Source organism: Brucella pituitosa (assembly GCF_965577835.1).
GTDB lineage: Bacteria > Pseudomonadota > Alphaproteobacteria > Rhizobiales > Rhizobiaceae > Brucella > Brucella pituitosa.
The window spans coordinates 2,098,588-2,115,570 of sequence record NZ_OZ264092.1; the positions used below are offsets into that span (position 1 = coordinate 2,098,588).

Genomic DNA, 16,983 nt, shown 5'->3' on the forward strand with positions numbered 1-16,983 from the left:
TTTAAAGCCTCACCTGCAATTCTAGCGTCAACAGGCAGATCCCTGATGGATAAGCCGCACGAGTATTGAGTGGGTAAGGCAAGTTGAACGCCATTCTTTTAAACGTAGCACAGACCGTAGGCACGAAGGTGCAGGTGCTTGCGCGTTTTCACGAACGTTTTTGCCAGCGCTGGACCGAGCAGTCGGATGCATCTGCGATTCGGGTTGTTGGCTCGTTCATGCTCGTTCCGGTTCTCCTGTTTGCCGCCGTGCTCGCTTCTGGTGTTACGACAGATTTTGCAGCACTTGCTGTGCTCGGTGCCAGTTTCGCCGGCGCTGCGATGATTTTCTGTGCTTTGAGCCTGATGGGCTTGAGCGCCACTGCTCTTGGAACATCAAATTTCGCGATCTATGGCGCGGGTCTTGCCACGATTGGTATATTTGCGAGCACCAGCACTATCGCTCTTTGGGTGATGGCTGCAGCCTTGCCTCTTGAGGTCTGGTTCGTAAGCCGCAAGCCCTTGGCAACGTTTGCAGGTGTGGCGCTTGCAGGCTTGGTTTTGAGCGCTTTTGCACTGACAAGCGGTACTTCAGTTGCTGGTGGATCATTGGCGTCGCTGATCGTCTTGATGCTTTACGTGGCAAGCCTCGTTGCTCGTAGCTTCACAATTAAAAGTGCTGTTGCATCGAAACCGCTCGCACAGCAAAAGCCCGTGGTTGCAAAGGGCGATGTTCAGCTCTCAATGGATTTTGAGGGTGTCATCACCGAGATTGATACACAGTCGGCAGCACTTCTTGGCGTAGAGCCTAAGATGTGTGAAGGCATTGCATTGATTGACCGCGTTCATGTCGCTGATCGGGTAGAATATTTATCGCTTCTTGCAGACTTGCGTTCGGGTCCTTCTGCACGTCCGGCAAATATCCGCCTGCGTACGCTTGAAAATGGCAATCCAGTTTTCCTCGCTTTCCGCATGGAAGGTCTTGCCGTCAATGGCGTCATCACACTTGTTGGGCGCTCGCTTGAGGGTGAACAGAAGCTCATCGAAGAAATTAATGCGCTGAAGGCGCAGCTTGAAGCCGAGCGTATCGGCAAAGGTCGTCTGCTTGCAACTGTGAGCCATGAACTGCGCACGCCGTTAAACTCGATCATCGGCTTTTCAGATATGCTGTCGCATGAAATGGGATGCCAGCTGCAGAATGAAAAGCAGCGCGAATATGCAGGTCTTATTCATAAGTCGGGCCATTATCTGCTGGAGCTGGTGAACTCAGTGCTTGATAATTCGCGGCTTGAAACTGGCACTTATCGCATTGAACCACAGAGTTTCATTTTCCGCGACGCGGCTGAAATGTGTGCCGCAGTCATGCTCCCGCAAGCTGAAAAGAAGGGCCTTGCGCTTTGCCATCGTGTGAATGCGACTGCGGGAGAAGTGGTGGCCGACCGTCGCGCAGTGCAGCAGATTTTGCTCAACCTCACAGCCAATGCGGTAAAGTTCACGGAATCGGGCGGTTGCGTCACTATCGATGCGGCGCGCGTGATGGTCGATGGCCGGCCTCAGCTCGAAATTATCGTTTCCGATACTGGTATTGGTATCGAGCCAGAAGACATGCAGCGCATTGGATCGCCTTTCGTGCGGGCCGACAATAACTATACACGCGCGCAAGAGGGGACTGGTCTTGGCCTGTCAGTGGTCAAGGGCTTGGTGGAACTGCACCAGGGCACAATGCAAATTAAAAGCTGTGTGGGCGAAGGAACGGTCGTAACCGTTCACTTGCCAGTGGCGGGTCCGCAAAAACTGTTCGAACAGGATTTTTTGGGAGCAGAAGATCAACAGCAGCTTGGCACGGTGATTGACATGCACCGTCACCAGGGAGAACGGAATAATGAGTGGCAGAAAGACGAAGACCGGGAACAAGGCCCAGAGCGGATCGATGCGCAAACCCGCAAAACAGCATAGTCTCGGCCGCCGCCTGCTCAAATTCTTTTTCAGCTCGGCTTCCGCGCTGGCGATTTTCGCTGGCGATTTCATTGTACGCAATCCCGTCCTAACGGGCGGTGCAACAGCGTTTGCCGTGGTGTTGGGCTTTGTTTCGGCCAACGCACTCTGGTATCAACCCGAAGCACATAATGCAGTCTTCTTCAAAACACGTGCAGACTTCGTCTTCAAGGCAACGCCGCGCGCAGTTCTGCCCGGCACGGCTGAAGTAGATAAACCTCAAGAATCGCTAACGAAAACTGCAAGCACAGAAACGCCTGAGACCACACCGCCGCAATCGCAGACGGAAGTCGCAGAATTGTCTCCGGATCGGTTGCAAGTTACAGGTTCTATCGATGAGATGCTGCCAGCGCTTGCGCCCAATGCCGATATTGAGATCGCACGGCTGCAACAAAGGCTGTTGACACTCGGCATCTACCAAGGCGCAGTTGATGGCTTCACAGGTCCTCAAACCCGTGAGGCTATCGACCGTTGGCAGACTCTTCAGAAGAAGGTTGGCGTTCCGGCACAAAATGGTGCAACGCAGGCGACAACTGAAGACGACGTGGCCAAGGTGATCGACTTGGCCGTACCGTCGCCCCGCCCTGAGCCTGCTGTCTTGAAAGCCGACAAAATGGCAAAGCGTGCGCCCGATCTTGCTTCGCTGGAACGCAAGCCAGCACAGGAAAAGAAGCAAACAGCGGCAGCACCAGCAGTGCAGCAGCAGGCGAATATCTCCTCACAGGACATCGTGCGTGTGCAGGCTGGCCTGAAGGCTTTTGGCAATGAAATGGTGAGTGTTGACGGTGTTCCGGGTAAATCCACACAGGATGCCATTCGCGAGTTCCAGAAACTGTTCAACTTGCGGGTAACCGGCGAAGTTGACGCTGCATTGATCTCCAAAATGCGTGAAATCGGGCTCATAAGTTGATCCAAGGTGAACCATGCGCCTGACATCGGATTTCTGGGTTTCGGCATTGATCCGTAAAGTACAGGGAGAGGGCGGCTTTGCTTATCTCGCCCGTCGTGGTGCTAAAGAAGCAGGTGCGATCTTCATCAAGCTCAGCTCGCGCTTCGGCACCTACGACCTATACTCACCAGCTCCGCAAACGTCCTATGAAGAAAATACCGATGGAGAGCGCATGTTTTTGCGTATCCTCCATGATGTCGAGGATATCAAAGCAAGTGAGCGTATGGAGCGCGAAGTCCGCTTTGATCCTGATCTGTGGTTAATTGAGTTGGAAGATGTTGCCGACCCGGCGAGCCTGTTTTTAGTTACACCGGATAGTTTATAGGCTCGAACGCAGCGTTGCCGGGTTTTCATCCGCAGCAGTTATCATCTCGCGCAGTTTGCTGCGCAGTAGTTTCGACATGTCATCAGCTTTCCAGCGCCGCACAAGCATCATCGCTTTCTCGCGGTCGATAGAACGATAGATCTGAATGAATTCTCGCAGGCTATGGCGGTCCGCTGCAACGGGGCCCAGAATTGCGGACATGGTCATGAAGCATTCGGCGGCTGATAGGCCGAGTGCACGTAAGGCTATCGGCAGATGCGATTCTGGCCATTGGCCGATAATGCGGTCTGCACGTTCAAACGATACGTCCAGTGAATCGGCCAATGCTGTGCGGAAAATCTGATCATCAATCAAAAGTGCTGTGTCGATAAGGTGTTCGGGGCCCGACAGCGCACTTGTGCCGAAAAAAGACGGCTGCTGGGGTAAGTCATTATTCGGATTTTCGTTGTTGCTCAGATCCGCCGATGTGCTGGGCATATCGGTTTCAAGACCAGCAAGATTTTCCTGTAATGCCAACAAGCGATCAATTGCTGGATCAGCGAAGCTTTGCAGCACGCCTTTTAATATTGGGTCGTCAGACTGCCTGCGCGCGATGGCGCGGGCATGGGCAAGGCCGTTCTTACCGATAGTCTCGACGAGATCTTCTGACCTGAGAACCGGAGAACGCAGAAGAATAGGGGCCGAAATCTCAACGGGTTCGTTTGCGAGCGACAGGACAAGACGGCGCGGTGCTTCTTCGATCTGCGCAATTGCATGGGCAGCTTGCCGTTTGCCGCGCATGGTTGCACGCTCAAGCAGCGGAAATGTCAGGTCTTCAAGCTGATGAGCTTCCTGACGTCCGGGACGCGTGATCGAGGCAAACGCAGCTATTGCAGCGACCAGAAGGTCGTCTGCTTTGCTACCATCAGCTCTTGATTTTGATTGGTTCCGATTACCTGAAATCTCTTCCAGGATGCGGAACTGATCGTTTGTCACGCAAGGTACTCCGGTAGGCTAAAACTATTAACGCGGCCTGCCGCATGTCGGCAGATTGGATAATAGGTATGAAGCCTTAGCAACTTATTAACCGTGAGTAAGAAAGTGTCTGTTTTGCAGGTGGTTAACTCGCTTCATACGGCAGACAGTTGGCTTGGCTGAGGAAGTTCTTCACCTGCTGCTGCCAGCTTGCGTCTGGAACGAAACTTCGCAGGACAACTGCGGCCTCGCTGATGTCCTGCTCGATAATGATGGAGCGACCGTCGTTCTGTACGCCCTCGGCGCGAAGAGCTGCAATGCCGATCGGATCAGCAACGATCAGATCGAGTTCGCGATCATGCGATACATTGTCGTTGATGCTATAAAGATTATCGCCATTGGGTGCATAAATAGACAGCGACCAGAAAGGCGGATTGCCTTTTGCTGTGATATGTACCGGACCATCCGTGAGATCAAAGCGGCATGCTGCCTGTTCCATCAGCGGATCCTGATCGCTTACAAGTCCCGATTTCTCGGAAAGATAATGAAAGCGATAGCCATCACCCAAGGCTTCCAGATGCGACCAGGCATTTTTGCTTGAATAAAACGGGACGAGCAGCAGAACGGCGATATGCACGATTGCGGCACCAACCAGACCAAGAAGCAACAGGCGGACGAGTTTAGCCACGGCACGCCTCCACAGTTGTGACAGGCACAATACGTGGCATGACGAGATCGACCAGTCCGGAAGAGCTTGCAGCCGGTGTATCGTAGAGTGTCATGACCAACACAAAATTACCGCTTCCTTCGACAGGAAGCCAGTTGTCGGGGCGGGCACTCGGCCCTACGGTGACTTGCACGCTGCCGTCGCTTTCATAAAGCACTTCACGTGAATGAAGTGCTGGCTGTAGGCCCACACGCGGTGTGATCGGTTCCAGATTGGAATTGGCCGGATAAAGGGTCCAGAAACGCGCCGACGGTGTGAAACCGCTCAGACGGTAGCTGCATCCGCGTTTAAGTTCGCGTCCGTTGCTATCGCGGCGTGCGTAAAAGGGAAGCCCTTCTGCAGCCCCCAGCGCGAGATAGGCTTTGCGTGCAGCTCGCGCCTTGGAATAAGGGTCAGCGTCGATTGTGCCAGAGGCCGGATAGGCATTCCATGCTCCGAGCTGTAATTCGCCGAAGCCGTCAAAATGGTCGAGTGTGTAATCGGTTGCCCATATGCCGCCGCCAAGCGCAATAGCCAATACCGTCAAGACTTTGAGAATTGTTTTCAGCATTCTAGGGTCTGTGGAGAATTAGTTTTGAAGCGTGGTATGGATGAAAATGACACAGGTTTAGGAGCAAAGCCGAGGGTGGAGTGGTTCTCCATCGAGGTTTTGCGACGCGAAGCTGGGCCATTTTCATCCATATCCCTTCAGGACGTGGCGGATTTTCTCTCTGAATACGTCGAACAGCCCTTGTGGAGATACACTCCATGGCGTCCTGCTCTCCTGTTCAGAAACAAAATCCGTCTCACGCCACGCTCAAAACCTAACTTCCCACAGACCCTAAGCGTTTCTGGTTTAAGTTTGGTCATTAGAAATGCTCTATCTCTTTGTTTTTGCGCACATCTTGTTCCGAAAACCGGTGCCAACTTTTCGGGATGTGCTCTATGCTCAAAGTACCGACACCTTGGTGCGTCCGGCAAGGGCCGGAACAGGCGGTGCGTTACGGAATTTGTCGTTAAGCTCCTTGAGCGCTTTCGTGGCCACCGGTGAGAGAACTCGCGGTGGCGCTACCATCATTTCATCGGGCTTGTCCTTAGACGCAATTTTAGGCTCTGTCGTTTTTGCAGGAGCCGGGAAGGCGGGCGTAATGCCCGGTATCGGCTTCAGTTCAATATTCTGATGCGCATAGCTCATCATTCGTTGCCAGGCCATGGCGGGCAGGACACCACCGGTCAGTTCTTTCATCGGGGTAAAATTGTCATTGCCAAACCAGACAGCAGCAGTGAAATTGCCTGTAAAACCGACAAACCAGGCATCGCGATAATTCTGCGTTGTGCCGGTCTTGCCGCCCACGCGTGTCATTGGCAGCGCCGCACGGCGAGCAGTGCCGCGTTCAGGAACCTGCACCAGCATAGAGTTCATCTCGAAAGCAGCTTTTTCAGACAGAGCGCGATGGGGCTTGGGTGCGTCGCGCGTGAAATCCCACAGAACCTTACCCTCCGACGAAATGATTTGCGTGAATGCGTGGCGATTGCCAGCCATGCCGCCGTTCGGGAACACATTGAAGCCCGTTGCCTGATCCATCACGGTCATTTCCGATGTGCCAAGTACCATCGTTTTGTGCGACGAAATCGGCGATTCCACGCCCATGGCTTTGGTCAGTGCCACGATAGGGGCCGTGGTCAGATGATCGCGCGCAAGCCTGACAGGCACTGAATTCAGTGAACGCACCAGTGCGGTTGTCAAATCAACGCGACCGGCGAAACTGCGACCGTAGTTGCGGGGAGACCAATTGCCCCAACTGATAGGTGCGTCGGAAACAATTGTATTGGGCGTCAGGCCCTTTTCCATTGCTGCTGCATAAACATAGGGCTTGAAGGACGATCCCGCCTGACGCAGCGCCTTGGTCGCACGATTGAACTGGCTTTCGCCGTAGTCGCGTCCGCCGACAAGCGCGCGTACCGATCCGTCATTTGCGATCACAACCGTTGCAGCTTCGGAAACGTTATATTCCTTGCCGTGCTGGCGGAGATGATACTCAAGCGATTCTTCTGCAGCCTTCTGAAGGTTGCGGTCGAGTGTCGTGCGCACGGTGAGTGTGTGTTGCGGCAGTTTTCCTGCAACCTTTTTCACTTCTTCAAAAGCCCAGTCGAGGAAATAATCGGGACTTTCGTTCTTGGCGCGGTCGATCACACTTGCAGGATTGCGGCGCGCAACCGCGACCTGGCCATCACTCATGAAGCCACTCTCCACCATGTTGGAAAGCACAACATTTGCGCGGGCACGCGCGGCGGGGAGATTAACATGCGGTGCGAATTTGGCGGGCGCTTTGAACAGGCCTGCCAGCATTGCAGCTTCGGCAAGGTTCACATCCTTGATATTCTTACCGAAATAAAACTCGGATGCCGCCGCTATCCCAAAGGTGCCGCCGCCCATATAGGCGCGGTCCAGGTAAAGCTGGAGTATCTCTTTCTTGGTAAGATTGCTTTCAAGCCATAGAGCGAGAAACGCTTCCTTGATCTTCCGTTCGAGGGTTCGCTCGTTGGAAAGAAATAGGTTTTTGGCCAACTGTTGCGTGAGTGTCGAGCCGCCCTGAACCACACCATTGGCACGGAGGTTCTGGCTCAGTGCACGGCTTAGACCCCAGACGTCAATGCCGTAATGATCAAAGAAACGGCGGTCTTCTGTGCCAAGCACGGCCTTGATGACATGATCTGGAAGTTCATCAATAGGTACTGCCTGTCGGTGCAGAATACCACGTTGGCCAAGTTCGTTGCCGTAGCGGTCGAGAAATGTAACCGCATAATCGTCCTGTGCGCGCCAATCTTTCTTGGTTTCCTCAAATGCGGGCATGGCAAGTGCCAGCATGATCACAGAACCAATGACGCCGAGTGTAAAGCCTTCATCAAGAACTTCTACGACGAGGCGCCGGAAGCCCCTTACACGAAAGCGGCGAGAGAAGATGGTGATATTCTCCCACCACTCCCCGGCATAAAAACGAAGATTATAGAGGCCGGAATCGATCCAGGCATCAAAGCCAATCAAACGCGAAACCCGGAATGGTTTGCGCTTTTGCTCTTCAGGATCTTTTTTCGCCGTTTTACGCATAAACTCTACTTCGGCACCGTGAGAATTGGGAGACGAGCAAAACCTGCCCTTTAATCATAACAGATTAATAAGCGAGAACTCACGTTAATTAGTAAACGAAATTCATAAAACTTTTGGGAAAAAAATCAGAATTAGGAAAATAGTCCTTGACGGTGTAACGGTGGTTTGCTATCAATTAGATACAGTCAAGAAAGTGTGGCTGACGCTGATAACAGCCTCGATACCCCCGGCTTTATCGGCAACGCAAAACCCCGGAAGCAAATTGCTTTCGGGGTTTTGCGTAAAAGGGGTCCAAGTTTACTGCAAAGCATATTGGGCAAAGCTTTTTGAAAACGCGAAAAATTGACGAGCGTCGCGAGGCGCGGGTCAGGCTGGCTTTTCGCCTGCAAACAAAACACGATATAGCAAGCGCGGACGTCGCGCAGATGATGGGGCTCTCCGAGAAAACCTATCGCATTCGTATCCGGCGTCTCGGTTTGGATGATCAAGATAACAACAAGCCCTCAAGTTCAGAAAGCGCTCTTCAGCGTTTGCAGTCGGAACTGAATAAGCTGATCGATGGTGATGAACTGCCGGACAAGAGCAAGGCTGAAGCGCTGATGGCGCTGGCCAAGGCTGTTAAGACTGTCGGCGAACTCGCTTCCGAAACAGCTCCATCCGAGCAATGTCGCGAAACTGGCGCGGTGGTGAGCCTGAGTGAAATTAGGCGGGCTTTAGCACACATAGACAGGAGAATTGACGAACTTGCACAAAGGCGCGCGCGGGAAATCTTGGGGCGAGGGCTTGACGCAACAACAGATAATGGCGGCGGAATGCGAATGGCTGATTGAGGCGCGTGACGCGCAATTGCCGCCATCGGGCGACTGGCGGGTCTGGTTAATTCTCGGTGGCCGCGGTTCTGGCAAGACAAGGGCAGGCGCTGAGTGGGTGTCTGGCATGGCGCTGGGACTTGCGCCTTTCGCGACGCGAGCGTGTGGACATATCGCACTTGTCGGTGAGACCTTTGCCGATGCACGTGAGGTGATGGTGGACGGTCCATCGGGTATTCTGTCTGTCTCACGTGCCAGTCGGCCACGCTATGAAACGACGCGGCGACGGCTCCTCTGGGATAATGGCGCTGTGGCGTCACTCTATTCCTCTGAAGACCCGGATGGTTTGCGTGGTCCGCAATTTGATGCCGCATGGTGCGATGAACTGGCGAAATGGAAGAACCCGCAAGCCACATGGGACATGTTGCAGTTTGGCTTGCGACTGGGCGATTTTCCTCGTCAGGTTGTGACGACGACGCCACGTGCGGTGCCGTTGCTGAAAACGCTGATGACTGACGATTCAGTTGCAATGACACATATGCGGACATCGGAAAATGCCAGCAATCTGGCCGATGGTTTCATGCAGGCCATCAATCAGCGTTATGCCGGCACGCGGCTTGGGCGACAAGAGCTCGATGGCGAGTTGATTGAAGAACGCGCCGGTGCTTTGTGGTCGAGGGAGCGGATCGAACAATGTTTCGAACCGGAGGCACCGCAGCTTGTGCGTATTCTGGTAGCCGTTGATCCGCCCGCTTCATCGGGCAAATCGTCGGATGCCTGTGGAATAGTGGTTGCCGGTATCGATGAAAATGGCATTGGCCATGTGCTTGCTGATGAAAGCATGTCGATGGCCAAGCCGCATCAGTGGGCGCGCCGCGCTATTGCGCTCTATCACAGCTTTGAGGCTGATGCGATTTTGGCCGAAGTCAATCAGGGGGGCGAGATGGTTGCGGCTGTTCTTTCGGCAGAAGACGCCTCTGTGCCCGTCCTGATGCGGAGGGCATCGCGTGGCAAGTGGCTGCGTGCTGAGCCGGTCGCGGCGCTTTATGAGCAAGACCGCGTTTGGCATGCCGGACGATTTCCGGCGCTTGAAGATGAGATGTGTGATTTTGCGCCCGAAGGTCTATCGAGCGGGCGCTCGCCGGATCGTCTTGACGCGCTGGTCTGGGCTTTGGGCGAGTTGATGCTTGGTGCAGACCGAAAGCCGCGTATCCGCCGCTTTGGTTAGAGCATAATCCGACCGGAGTGAAACGAGGATCAATAAGATTATGCTTAAAATAAAAGGGTTTAGAGCGCCGGTCTGATTTAATCAAATCGAAACGCGCTCTAAACATTCAGATAAATTGGAGAGCCAATATATGGCGTGGAACTGGCCGTGGCGCAGAAGTGCCGCGAATGAGCCTTTGCATTCTTACGACGGGCGGCAGACCAAGATGGCGAACGGCTTTGTGGCCTTGCATATGGAACGTGGGCCTTCGTGGATTGCGCGGGATTATACATCGCTCGCCCGCGAGGGGTTTATGCGCAATCCGGTGGCGCACCGCTGTGTGCGACTGATCGCGGAAGCGGCGAGCAATGTGCCTTTGCTGCTTTATGAAGGAACCGCCGAACATGAGACACATCCGTTGCTGGATCTCATTGTGAGGCCGCAGGGCGGTCTGGATGGAAGCAGTTTCTTCGAGAGGCTTTACGGGCATCTGCTGATTTCCGGCAATGCCTATGTGGAGCGTGTTGATTTGCCGAGTGGTCGCATGGAGTTGCATCTTTTGCGGCCAGAACGGGTAACACTTGAAACATCGAGCGATGGCTGGCCGCAATCGCTGGTCTATCGTTCGGGCAACGCAAGCAGAGCCGTATCGCTTTCTGGATCAGCCCCTTCCGGGCTGCACCTCAAATTGTTCCATCCGCTGGACGATCACTATGGATTTCCGCCGCTGGAAGCAGCTCTTATGGCGCTCGATATTCACAATGCGGCCGGCGCCTGGAACAAGGCATTGCTGGATAATTCCGCACGTCCTTCTGGTGCTCTTGTGTATGCGCCAAAAGACGGCGGCAATCTGACGGAAGAGCAGTTCGAGCGGCTGAAGGTGGAACTGGAGGAAGGTTATACGGGTGCATCAGGCGCGGGACGACCATTGCTTCTTGAAGGCGGGCTCGATTGGAAGGCCATGGGCTACAGTCCACAGGACATGGATTTCATCGAGGCGAAAAATGGAGCTGCACGTGACATCACACTGGCTTTTGGCGTGCCGCCGATGCTGCTCGGCATTCCGGGCGACAATACTTACGCCAATTATGCAGAAGCCAATCGTGCCTTCTACCGCCTGACCGTGTTGCCGCTGATCAACCGCACCGCCAAAGCGCTGGGCTGTTGGCTTGGGCCGCTGTTTGGTGATGACCTCAGACTTGAGCATGATTCAGACCGGATTGAGGGGCTCTCCCTTGAGCGCGAGTCCTTGTGGCGGCGTGTCTCGGAGGCTTCGTTCCTGAGTGACGATGAAAAACGCGATGCGGTTGGTTATCAGCCGCGTGCAGAAAGGAGAACGCCATGAGCAATCTGAGCGAAACCGTTCTGACTTCGGATGCGACATTGGTGTGGTTCGCAAAAATCGCCGGTGCAGTGGCAGGTTCTGCAGTCTCGCTGGCCTATATGCTGCCAAACGGCAAGCGCGAGGCGGCAATCCGTTTTGCAGTCGGTATCATATGCGGCATGGTTTTTGGCGGCGCGGCAGGGGTGAAAATTGCCGAAACGTTGTCGCTACAGACCCTTCTTGGCCGTGCGGAACTGATGCTGATGGGATCGACTGCTGCAAGCCTTGCCGCTTGGTCAGTACTCGGCATTCTCAAGCGCTTTGCTGAACGAGCCAAGCAGTCAACGCTTCCCGGAATTCCATTTTCTGAGAGGAGCAGGAATGGCAAAATCTGAATTCAGGCTTGAAACAAAGCGTGCCTCTCTTGCGCTGGAAGAGGTTGAAATTGACGGCAGCTTCTCGGGTTATGCCAGTGTCTTTGGTCTGCCTGATCTGGGCAATGACGTTATCGAAAAGGGCGCATTTGCGAAGTCGCTTTCATCTCGAAAGTCATCCGGCGTGCGTATGCTCTGGCAACATGATGCTGCCGAACCTATAGGCGTGTGGACGGATATTCGTGAAGATGCACGTGGGCTGTATGTCGAGGGTAGGCTTGCTAAAGGCGTTGCGCGGGCACGCGAAGCTCTGGAGCTGATGCGCGCGGGCGGACTTGATGGGCTGTCCATTGGGTTCCGAACGATCAAGGCACGCAAGGATGCGCGCACCGGCTTACGTCACATTGTTGAAGCGGATCTCTGGGAAATCTCAGTGGTCACGTTTCCGATGCTGCCACAGGCGCGAATTAATAATCTGAAGGCTGAATTGCCAACAGTCAGACAGTTTGAACGCTGGCTCACGCGGGATGCGGGGCTGAGCCGTTCTTCTGCACGTACGGTGATAGCAAAAGGCTATGCAGCACTTGCAGCTTTTCACGGCAGGGACGGGCGGGAAGCCATCCAGTCAGACAATGCAGGCCTCGCACAGCGTATGCGCGCCGCCTGCAAGATGATGTCTTTTAAATAAACAGGAACAATATGAAAAATATCAATGCAATCCCGCTCGAAACCAAGAGCGTGGAAACGAAGGCGCTTGGCTCAAACCTTAGCAATGACGGCGATGTGTCGGAAGCTTTCGATGAATTTATGACAGCATTTTCGGCCTTCCGCGAAGCCAATGATGAACGCCTGAAGAAGGTCGAAAAAAGTGCTGATGTCGATGTGCTTTTGCGCGAGAAGGTTGATCGCATCAACCGCGCTCTTGATGAACAGAAGCAGGCTCTGGATCAATATGTGCTGAAAACTGCGCGCCCGCCAATGGGCAAGAATATGCCTGTGGCCAACGTCGAACATAAACAGGCTTTCGATGGCTATGTTCGTCGGGGCGATGAACAGGCGCTGCGCGGCATTGAGCTGAAAGCGCATTCCTATGCTTCCGGACCTGATGGCGGTTATCTTGTCCCGGCGGAACTTGAAATGGAAATTGGTCGCAGGCTGGCTGTGCTTTCTCCTATCCGTGGCATCTCCAGCGTACGTCAGGTTTCGGGCGCCGTTCTGAAAAAGCCATTCTCGGTGAGCGGTCCTGCCACGGGCTGGGTCGGTGAAACCGATGCACGTCCACAGACTGCATCGGCAAAGCTTGCGGAACTCCAGTTCCCCACTATGGAAATCTACGCAATGCCAGCGGCAACCTCATCGTTGCTCGATGATGCTGCAGTCAATGTGGAACAGTGGATTGCTGAGGAAGTGGAAGCAGCTTTTGCTGAACAGGAAGGCGCTGCTTTCATCACCGGTAACGGTGTGAACAAGCCGATGGGTTTCCTGAGCTACGATACTGTCGAGGATGCAAGCTGGGCATGGGGCAAAATTGGTCACATCGCAACTGGTGTTGATGGTGCGCTACCTGCTTCGAATCCATCCGATAAGCTCATCGAACTCATCTATGCGCTGAAAGCCGGTTATCGACAGAACGCAAATTTTGTCATGAACCGCAAGACCCAGAGCGTGCTGCGCAAGCTCAAAGATGCTGACGGTAATTATCTCTGGCAGCCACCTGCAGCTGTCGGCGAGAAGGCATCACTCATGGGATTTGGTCTTGTTGAAGCTGAGCATATGCCGGACATTGCAGCCGACAGTACTCCGATTGCTTTTGGCGATTTCGAGCGTGGTTATCTGGTTGTGGATCGTATTGGTTTGCGTGTTTTGCGCGATCCATATTCCGCCAAGCCATATGTGCTGTTCTACACCACCAAGCGTGTGGGTGGTGGTGTGCAGGACTTCGATGCGATCAAGCTTCTGAAATTTGCAGCTTAAAAACGCATACGACAGCGGTTTTGCTGTCATTTTTTACAGTCCTTTTCGGGGAAACCCTGCCGATTTTGGCAGCTAGATTCAGTTCGCGAACACGTTGAATCTTTTTCTGGGGTGTCATGTGTAACTGTCTGATTTGAGAGTTATTTTAAGGGGAAAATAAATGACAATGTTTCTTGTCACGCCACCGGCGCTCGAGCCGGTGACGGTTGCCGACGCGCGCGCATTTTTGCGAATTTCTACTGAAAGCGAAGACGACATTCTGCGGCGTCTCATCAAGACGGCCCGTGAGCTTGTTGAAGCCGAAACGGGGTTGGCACTTATCGACCAGACATGGCGTTTGCGCGTGGATCGCTGGCCGCGTTCAGGGCGTCTGGCTCTATTTAAGTATCCGGCTAAGGCGGTGACTGCTGTGGTTGCCTATCAACCGGATGGAAGTGCCATCAGCATGGAACCGGAAGAGTTTATGCTTCAGCATGGCCGACGACCTCAACGCGTTTATATGGCACAATATCCAGACGCGCAGTCTTTCTGCGGTCTTGAGGTGGATTTCATTGCCGGGTTTGGCGAGACCGGCGTTGAAGTGCCGGACGCGATCAAACAGGCGATACTCACTCTGACTGCACACCTATATGAAAACCGCGCTGGCCTCGACAGCAAGCAGGCGGAACTTCCGCCGATGGTCGGTCAGATGGTGGATAGCTGGCGACGCATATCCCTATGAACAATGTGCTGTTTATTGATCCAGGCCAGCTCACAGCCGAGCTGGCCTTGGAAACCATGCATCCGATTGCAGATGGTATGGGCGGTTATCGTGAAACCTGGTCGGAAATTGCATCGGTATGGGGGCGCATCGAACCCGTATCGAGCAACCAGAGAGATTTTGGCATCCGCCCACGCCCAGAAATAACGCATCGCATTCTGGTGCGTTATCGCGCGGACATTTCATCCGATCAGCGTTTGCGTAAGGGCGGACGCATATTTGTGCTGCGTTCAGTACACGATCCGGATGAAAGCGGACGCTACCTCATTTGTCTTGCAGTGGAGGAGGGGCGTTGAACCTCACCATGAAACTGACCTTCGAAGGTCTCATCCGGGCGCTGCGTTTCAGGCAGGCAGCTGTGCGGGAGGATATTGCCGTCGGGCGTTTGGACACCCGAGGTGACAATCAGAAAACGAGCGGGGATCAAAATGAAGAATGGCGCGAGCGCATTGCAGAAAGCACTTTATGAGGCCTTGAAGAACGACGACGAGCTTATTGAAACTCTTGGTGGCGAGCACGTTTATGATCACGTGCCACCTAAAACGCCTTTCCCCTATGTCACGTTGGGTGAAACACTTAGCAAGGACTGGAGTACGGCAAGTGAGCCGGGAGGCGAACATTTTCTCAATATCCAGATATGGGCGCGCGAGGCAGGACGCAAGCGTGTGCTTGATATCGCCGGGCGCATTGCCACGCGGCTCGATGAGGAGCCGCTTGAAGTGGATGGGCATAAGGTCATCAATCTCATGCTGACGGAAGTTTTGGCACGTAACACCGATGGGTTCGGCAGTTATCTCGGCACCATGCGCTATCGCGCAGTGACTGAACCCGCTGATTAATTCGCATCCAGAAAAGTGTGAAGCGGCTTTCGGACAAGGTGCGCTCAAAAACAAATACTTGGAGCGGACCCGTTCTAATCGTTAGTTATTACGCGTTTCCAGACGCAAACCCGTTTTTCATTTTCGCTGGAAACGCACAATTCAAGGATCAATAAATGGCAGCTCAACGCGGCAAGGATATCTTGCTGAAAATCGCAGCTGGTGAAAATGCGTTTGAAACTTGTGCGGGTTTGCGCACCAAACGCATCGCTTTCAATGCCGAAACAGTGGACGTAACGGACGCCGATGCAGCTGGCCGCTGGCGGCAGTTACTGGCTGGAAGCGGTGTGCAGCGCGCTTCGGTTAGTGGATCAGGTATTTTCAAGGACGCGGCATCGGATGCATTGATCCGTAGCCTCTTCTTTAATGGAGAGATCCCCAACTGGCAGGTCGTGTTGCCGGATTTCGGCACCATTACGGGACCGTTTCAGATTGTGGCACTTGAATATGGCGGCAATCACGATGCTGAAGTGACTTTCGAGATCGCACTGGAATCGGCGGGGCTGATTGCATTTGGAGAGGCTCTATGATGGTCAATCGCCATCGTGGTGAGGTTGCGGCAAAACTGGACGGCCGCGATTGGACACTCTGCCTTACTCTTGGCGCGCTTGCCGAGCTGGAAGCGGCATTTGAAGCAGATAATCTCTCAGACCTTATTGCACGCTTTTCGACAGGACGACTTGCCGCCCATGATATGCAGCGCATCATTTGCGCGGGCCTGCGCGGTGGCGGTCATAATGTGAGCTATGACGATGTTGCAGAAATGCGGGCTGAAGGCGGTGCAGCCGGGTTCGCATATATCGTTTCATCACTTCTGACTGCCACATTCGGAAGCGCTGAAAAGCCGGAAAGCGATTCCACGTCAAACCCTTGAGTGCCGCAGTTGAATCAGATCCTTCACAGAAGCCTTTTCCATGGGATGAGGTTATGCGGGCAGGATTTGGTTTGCTGCGGCTTTCCTCAAGAGATTTCTGGGCAATGACCCCACGCGAATTTGCAGCGGCCCTCGGACCCGTGTCGCGCGACAGCTATGCTCCTTCGCGTGCGACGCTTGATGCGCTCATGCACGCTTTTCCCGACAGGTAATTTAAATGACAGATGAAACCGTAACCGTTTCTGTTGAAGCGGACACGAGCGCGTTCGATCGCGCATTGACCGATCTTGAAAAGCGCTCGTCGAGCTTCGGCTCCAACCTCACGACGGCACTAAAAAGCGCTATTGTATCCGGTAAAGGACTGGAAGATGTGCTGCGCGGCCTCGCAAGCAATCTGGCAGGCTCAGCACTATCGGCTGGTCTCCAGCCATTACAAAGTTTGGGCTCGTCGCTGATGTCGGGCATGATGACGGGTATCCGTGGCATCATGCCATTTGCCAAAGGCGGCGTGGTTTCCAGTCCGACTTACTTTGGCATGGGCAATGGTTCGCTGGGCCTAACCGGGGAAGCAGGTGCAGAAGCCATCCTGCCGCTCGCGCGTGGTGCAGACGGCAGGCTTGGAGTTGCAACAGGTGGCAATGCTGGCAAACCTGTGCAGGTCGTCTTCAATATGTCTTCACCCGATGCATCCTCTTTCCGCAAATCCGAAGCGCAGCTTTCGACCATGCTGGCAGGTGCCGTGCGCCGCGGCGCGCGGAGACTTTGAG

General features: G+C 54.0%; 21 protein-coding genes. 17 read left to right on the top strand and 4 right to left on the bottom strand.

Features of this window, described 5'->3' with window-relative positions:
- Window positions 1-83: 83 nt before the first annotated feature.
- The 3 genes from ACSME1_RS10100 to ACSME1_RS10110 are packed head-to-tail and all read left to right on the top strand — an operon-like array spanning window position 84 to window position 3,247.
- Window positions 84-1,934: a sensor histidine kinase gene (locus ACSME1_RS10100; protein WP_105705293.1), complete on the top strand. Its 1,851-nt coding sequence runs from the start codon at window positions 84-86 to the stop codon at window positions 1,932-1,934.
- Entirely contained in the window at window positions 1,909-2,883 is a 975-nt protein-coding gene (locus ACSME1_RS10105) for a peptidoglycan-binding domain-containing protein (RefSeq protein ID WP_024897264.1), read from the top strand. The genes ACSME1_RS10100 and ACSME1_RS10105 overlap by 26 nt, the downstream gene beginning before the upstream one ends.
- A gap of 13 nt (window positions 2,884-2,896) precedes the next feature.
- On the top strand, window positions 2,897-3,247 hold the full coding sequence (locus ACSME1_RS10110) for a DUF1491 family protein (RefSeq protein ID WP_024897265.1): 351 nt from the start codon (window positions 2,897-2,899) through the stop codon (window positions 3,245-3,247).
- Here the strand turns inward: ACSME1_RS10110 and ACSME1_RS10115 are convergent.
- From ACSME1_RS10115 to ACSME1_RS10130, 4 genes are all read right to left on the bottom strand, one after another.
- Window positions 3,242-4,222 (bottom strand): DUF2336 domain-containing protein, encoded by a 981-nt coding sequence (locus tag ACSME1_RS10115; protein ID WP_024897266.1) that lies wholly within the window; start codon window positions 4,220-4,222, stop codon window positions 3,242-3,244. The two genes, ACSME1_RS10110 and ACSME1_RS10115, sit on opposite strands and share 6 nt — an antisense overlap.
- A gap of 124 nt (window positions 4,223-4,346) precedes the next feature.
- A complete protein-coding gene (locus ACSME1_RS10120) occupies window positions 4,347-4,889 on the bottom strand; it encodes a DUF1254 domain-containing protein (RefSeq protein WP_024897267.1) in 543 nt (180 codons plus the stop codon).
- Window positions 4,882-5,478 (bottom strand): DUF1214 domain-containing protein, encoded by a 597-nt coding sequence (locus ACSME1_RS10125; protein WP_024897268.1) that lies wholly within the window; start codon window positions 5,476-5,478, stop codon window positions 4,882-4,884. The genes ACSME1_RS10120 and ACSME1_RS10125 overlap by 8 nt, the downstream gene beginning before the upstream one ends.
- A 378-nt stretch (window positions 5,479-5,856) precedes the next feature.
- Window positions 5,857-8,016, bottom strand: a complete 2,160-nt coding sequence (locus ACSME1_RS10130) for a penicillin-binding protein 1A (protein ID WP_105705291.1) — start codon at window positions 8,014-8,016, stop codon at window positions 5,857-5,859.
- Between the two features lie 326 nt (window positions 8,017-8,342).
- On the opposite strand from ACSME1_RS10130, the gene ACSME1_RS10135 reads away from it, so the two are divergent.
- From ACSME1_RS10135 to ACSME1_RS10200, 14 genes are all read left to right on the top strand, one after another.
- The gene (locus ACSME1_RS10135; RefSeq protein WP_105705289.1) at window positions 8,343-8,846 is read left to right on the top strand and encodes a hypothetical protein; all 504 of its coding nucleotides are present in this window, start codon (window positions 8,343-8,345) and stop codon (window positions 8,844-8,846) included.
- Window positions 8,818-10,053, top strand: coding sequence for a DNA-packaging protein (locus ACSME1_RS10140; protein ID WP_024897271.1), 1,236 nt, complete (start codon window positions 8,818-8,820; stop codon window positions 10,051-10,053). The genes ACSME1_RS10135 and ACSME1_RS10140 overlap by 29 nt, the downstream gene beginning before the upstream one ends.
- A gap of 130 nt (window positions 10,054-10,183) precedes the next feature.
- Window positions 10,184-11,377 (top strand): phage portal protein, encoded by a 1,194-nt coding sequence (locus ACSME1_RS10145; protein ID WP_024897272.1) that lies wholly within the window; start codon window positions 10,184-10,186, stop codon window positions 11,375-11,377.
- Complete coding sequence (locus ACSME1_RS10150) at window positions 11,374-11,751, top strand: DUF6107 family protein (RefSeq protein WP_024897273.1); 378 nt, start codon at window positions 11,374-11,376, stop codon at window positions 11,749-11,751. Before ACSME1_RS10145 ends, ACSME1_RS10150 begins: the two co-directional genes overlap by 4 nt.
- A complete protein-coding gene (locus ACSME1_RS10155) occupies window positions 11,738-12,418 on the top strand; it encodes an HK97 family phage prohead protease (RefSeq protein ID WP_024897274.1) in 681 nt (226 codons plus the stop codon). Before ACSME1_RS10150 ends, ACSME1_RS10155 begins: the two co-directional genes overlap by 14 nt.
- A gap of 11 nt (window positions 12,419-12,429) precedes the next feature.
- Window positions 12,430-13,704, top strand: coding sequence for a phage major capsid protein (locus ACSME1_RS10160; protein ID WP_024897275.1), 1,275 nt, complete (start codon window positions 12,430-12,432; stop codon window positions 13,702-13,704).
- A 160-nt stretch (window positions 13,705-13,864) separates the two neighbouring features.
- Window positions 13,865-14,425, top strand: coding sequence for a head-tail connector protein (locus ACSME1_RS10165; RefSeq protein ID WP_105534765.1), 561 nt, complete (start codon window positions 13,865-13,867; stop codon window positions 14,423-14,425).
- On the top strand, window positions 14,422-14,760 hold the full coding sequence (locus ACSME1_RS10170; protein WP_024897277.1) for a phage head closure protein: 339 nt from the start codon (window positions 14,422-14,424) through the stop codon (window positions 14,758-14,760). Before ACSME1_RS10165 ends, ACSME1_RS10170 begins: the two co-directional genes overlap by 4 nt.
- Window positions 14,757-14,933, top strand: a complete 177-nt coding sequence (locus tag ACSME1_RS10175; RefSeq protein WP_161662543.1) for a hypothetical protein — start codon at window positions 14,757-14,759, stop codon at window positions 14,931-14,933. The genes ACSME1_RS10170 and ACSME1_RS10175 overlap by 4 nt, the downstream gene beginning before the upstream one ends.
- A complete protein-coding gene (locus tag ACSME1_RS10180) occupies window positions 14,893-15,303 on the top strand; it encodes a DUF3168 domain-containing protein (RefSeq protein ID WP_024897278.1) in 411 nt (136 codons plus the stop codon). Before ACSME1_RS10175 ends, ACSME1_RS10180 begins: the two co-directional genes overlap by 41 nt.
- Before the next feature lie 155 nt (window positions 15,304-15,458).
- Window positions 15,459-15,872 carry a phage major tail protein, TP901-1 family gene (locus ACSME1_RS10185; protein ID WP_105534766.1) on the top strand — a complete coding sequence of 138 codons (414 nt, stop codon included), beginning with the start codon at window positions 15,459-15,461 and terminating at the stop codon, window positions 15,870-15,872.
- Window positions 15,869-16,216 (top strand): gene transfer agent family protein, encoded by a 348-nt coding sequence (locus ACSME1_RS10190; RefSeq protein WP_024897280.1) that lies wholly within the window; start codon window positions 15,869-15,871, stop codon window positions 16,214-16,216. Before ACSME1_RS10185 ends, ACSME1_RS10190 begins: the two co-directional genes overlap by 4 nt.
- Entirely contained in the window at window positions 16,213-16,428 is a 216-nt protein-coding gene (locus ACSME1_RS10195) for a rcc01693 family protein (RefSeq protein ID WP_024897281.1), read from the top strand. The genes ACSME1_RS10190 and ACSME1_RS10195 overlap by 4 nt, the downstream gene beginning before the upstream one ends.
- A 5-nt stretch (window positions 16,429-16,433) precedes the next feature.
- Window positions 16,434-16,982 (top strand): phage tail tape measure protein, encoded by a 549-nt coding sequence (locus ACSME1_RS10200; protein WP_024897282.1) that lies wholly within the window; start codon window positions 16,434-16,436, stop codon window positions 16,980-16,982.
- Window position 16,983: the final 1 nt, after the last annotated feature.

What these genes read in the sequence shown, in the direction of transcription:
- ACSME1_RS10125 (WP_024897268.1), bottom strand. Translation starts at nt 5,478, where the DNA reads ATGCTGAAAACAATTCTCAAAGTCTTGACGGTATTGGCTATTGCGCTT.
- ACSME1_RS10150 (WP_024897273.1), top strand. Translation starts at nt 11,374, where the DNA reads ATGAGCAATCTGAGCGAAACCGTTCTGACTTCGGATGCGACATTGGTG.
- ACSME1_RS10130 (WP_105705291.1), bottom strand. Translation starts at nt 8,016, where the DNA reads ATGCGTAAAACGGCGAAAAAAGATCCTGAAGAGCAAAAGCGCAAACCA.
- ACSME1_RS10110 (WP_024897265.1), top strand. Translation starts at nt 2,897, where the DNA reads ATGCGCCTGACATCGGATTTCTGGGTTTCGGCATTGATCCGTAAAGTA.
- ACSME1_RS10200 (WP_024897282.1), top strand. Translation starts at nt 16,434, where the DNA reads ATGACAGATGAAACCGTAACCGTTTCTGTTGAAGCGGACACGAGCGCG.
- ACSME1_RS10170 (WP_024897277.1), top strand. Translation starts at nt 14,422, where the DNA reads ATGAACAATGTGCTGTTTATTGATCCAGGCCAGCTCACAGCCGAGCTG.
- ACSME1_RS10160 (WP_024897275.1), top strand. Translation starts at nt 12,430, where the DNA reads ATGAAAAATATCAATGCAATCCCGCTCGAAACCAAGAGCGTGGAAACG.
- ACSME1_RS10105 (WP_024897264.1), top strand. Translation starts at nt 1,909, where the DNA reads ATGCGCAAACCCGCAAAACAGCATAGTCTCGGCCGCCGCCTGCTCAAA.
- ACSME1_RS10140 (WP_024897271.1), top strand. Translation starts at nt 8,818, where the DNA reads ATGGCGGCGGAATGCGAATGGCTGATTGAGGCGCGTGACGCGCAATTG.
- ACSME1_RS10190 (WP_024897280.1), top strand. Translation starts at nt 15,869, where the DNA reads ATGATGGTCAATCGCCATCGTGGTGAGGTTGCGGCAAAACTGGACGGC.
- ACSME1_RS10180 (WP_024897278.1), top strand. Translation starts at nt 14,893, where the DNA reads ATGAAGAATGGCGCGAGCGCATTGCAGAAAGCACTTTATGAGGCCTTG.
- ACSME1_RS10185 (WP_105534766.1), top strand. Translation starts at nt 15,459, where the DNA reads ATGGCAGCTCAACGCGGCAAGGATATCTTGCTGAAAATCGCAGCTGGT.
- ACSME1_RS10145 (WP_024897272.1), top strand. Translation starts at nt 10,184, where the DNA reads ATGGCGTGGAACTGGCCGTGGCGCAGAAGTGCCGCGAATGAGCCTTTG.
- ACSME1_RS10155 (WP_024897274.1), top strand. Translation starts at nt 11,738, where the DNA reads ATGGCAAAATCTGAATTCAGGCTTGAAACAAAGCGTGCCTCTCTTGCG.
- ACSME1_RS10165 (WP_105534765.1), top strand. Translation starts at nt 13,865, where the DNA reads ATGACAATGTTTCTTGTCACGCCACCGGCGCTCGAGCCGGTGACGGTT.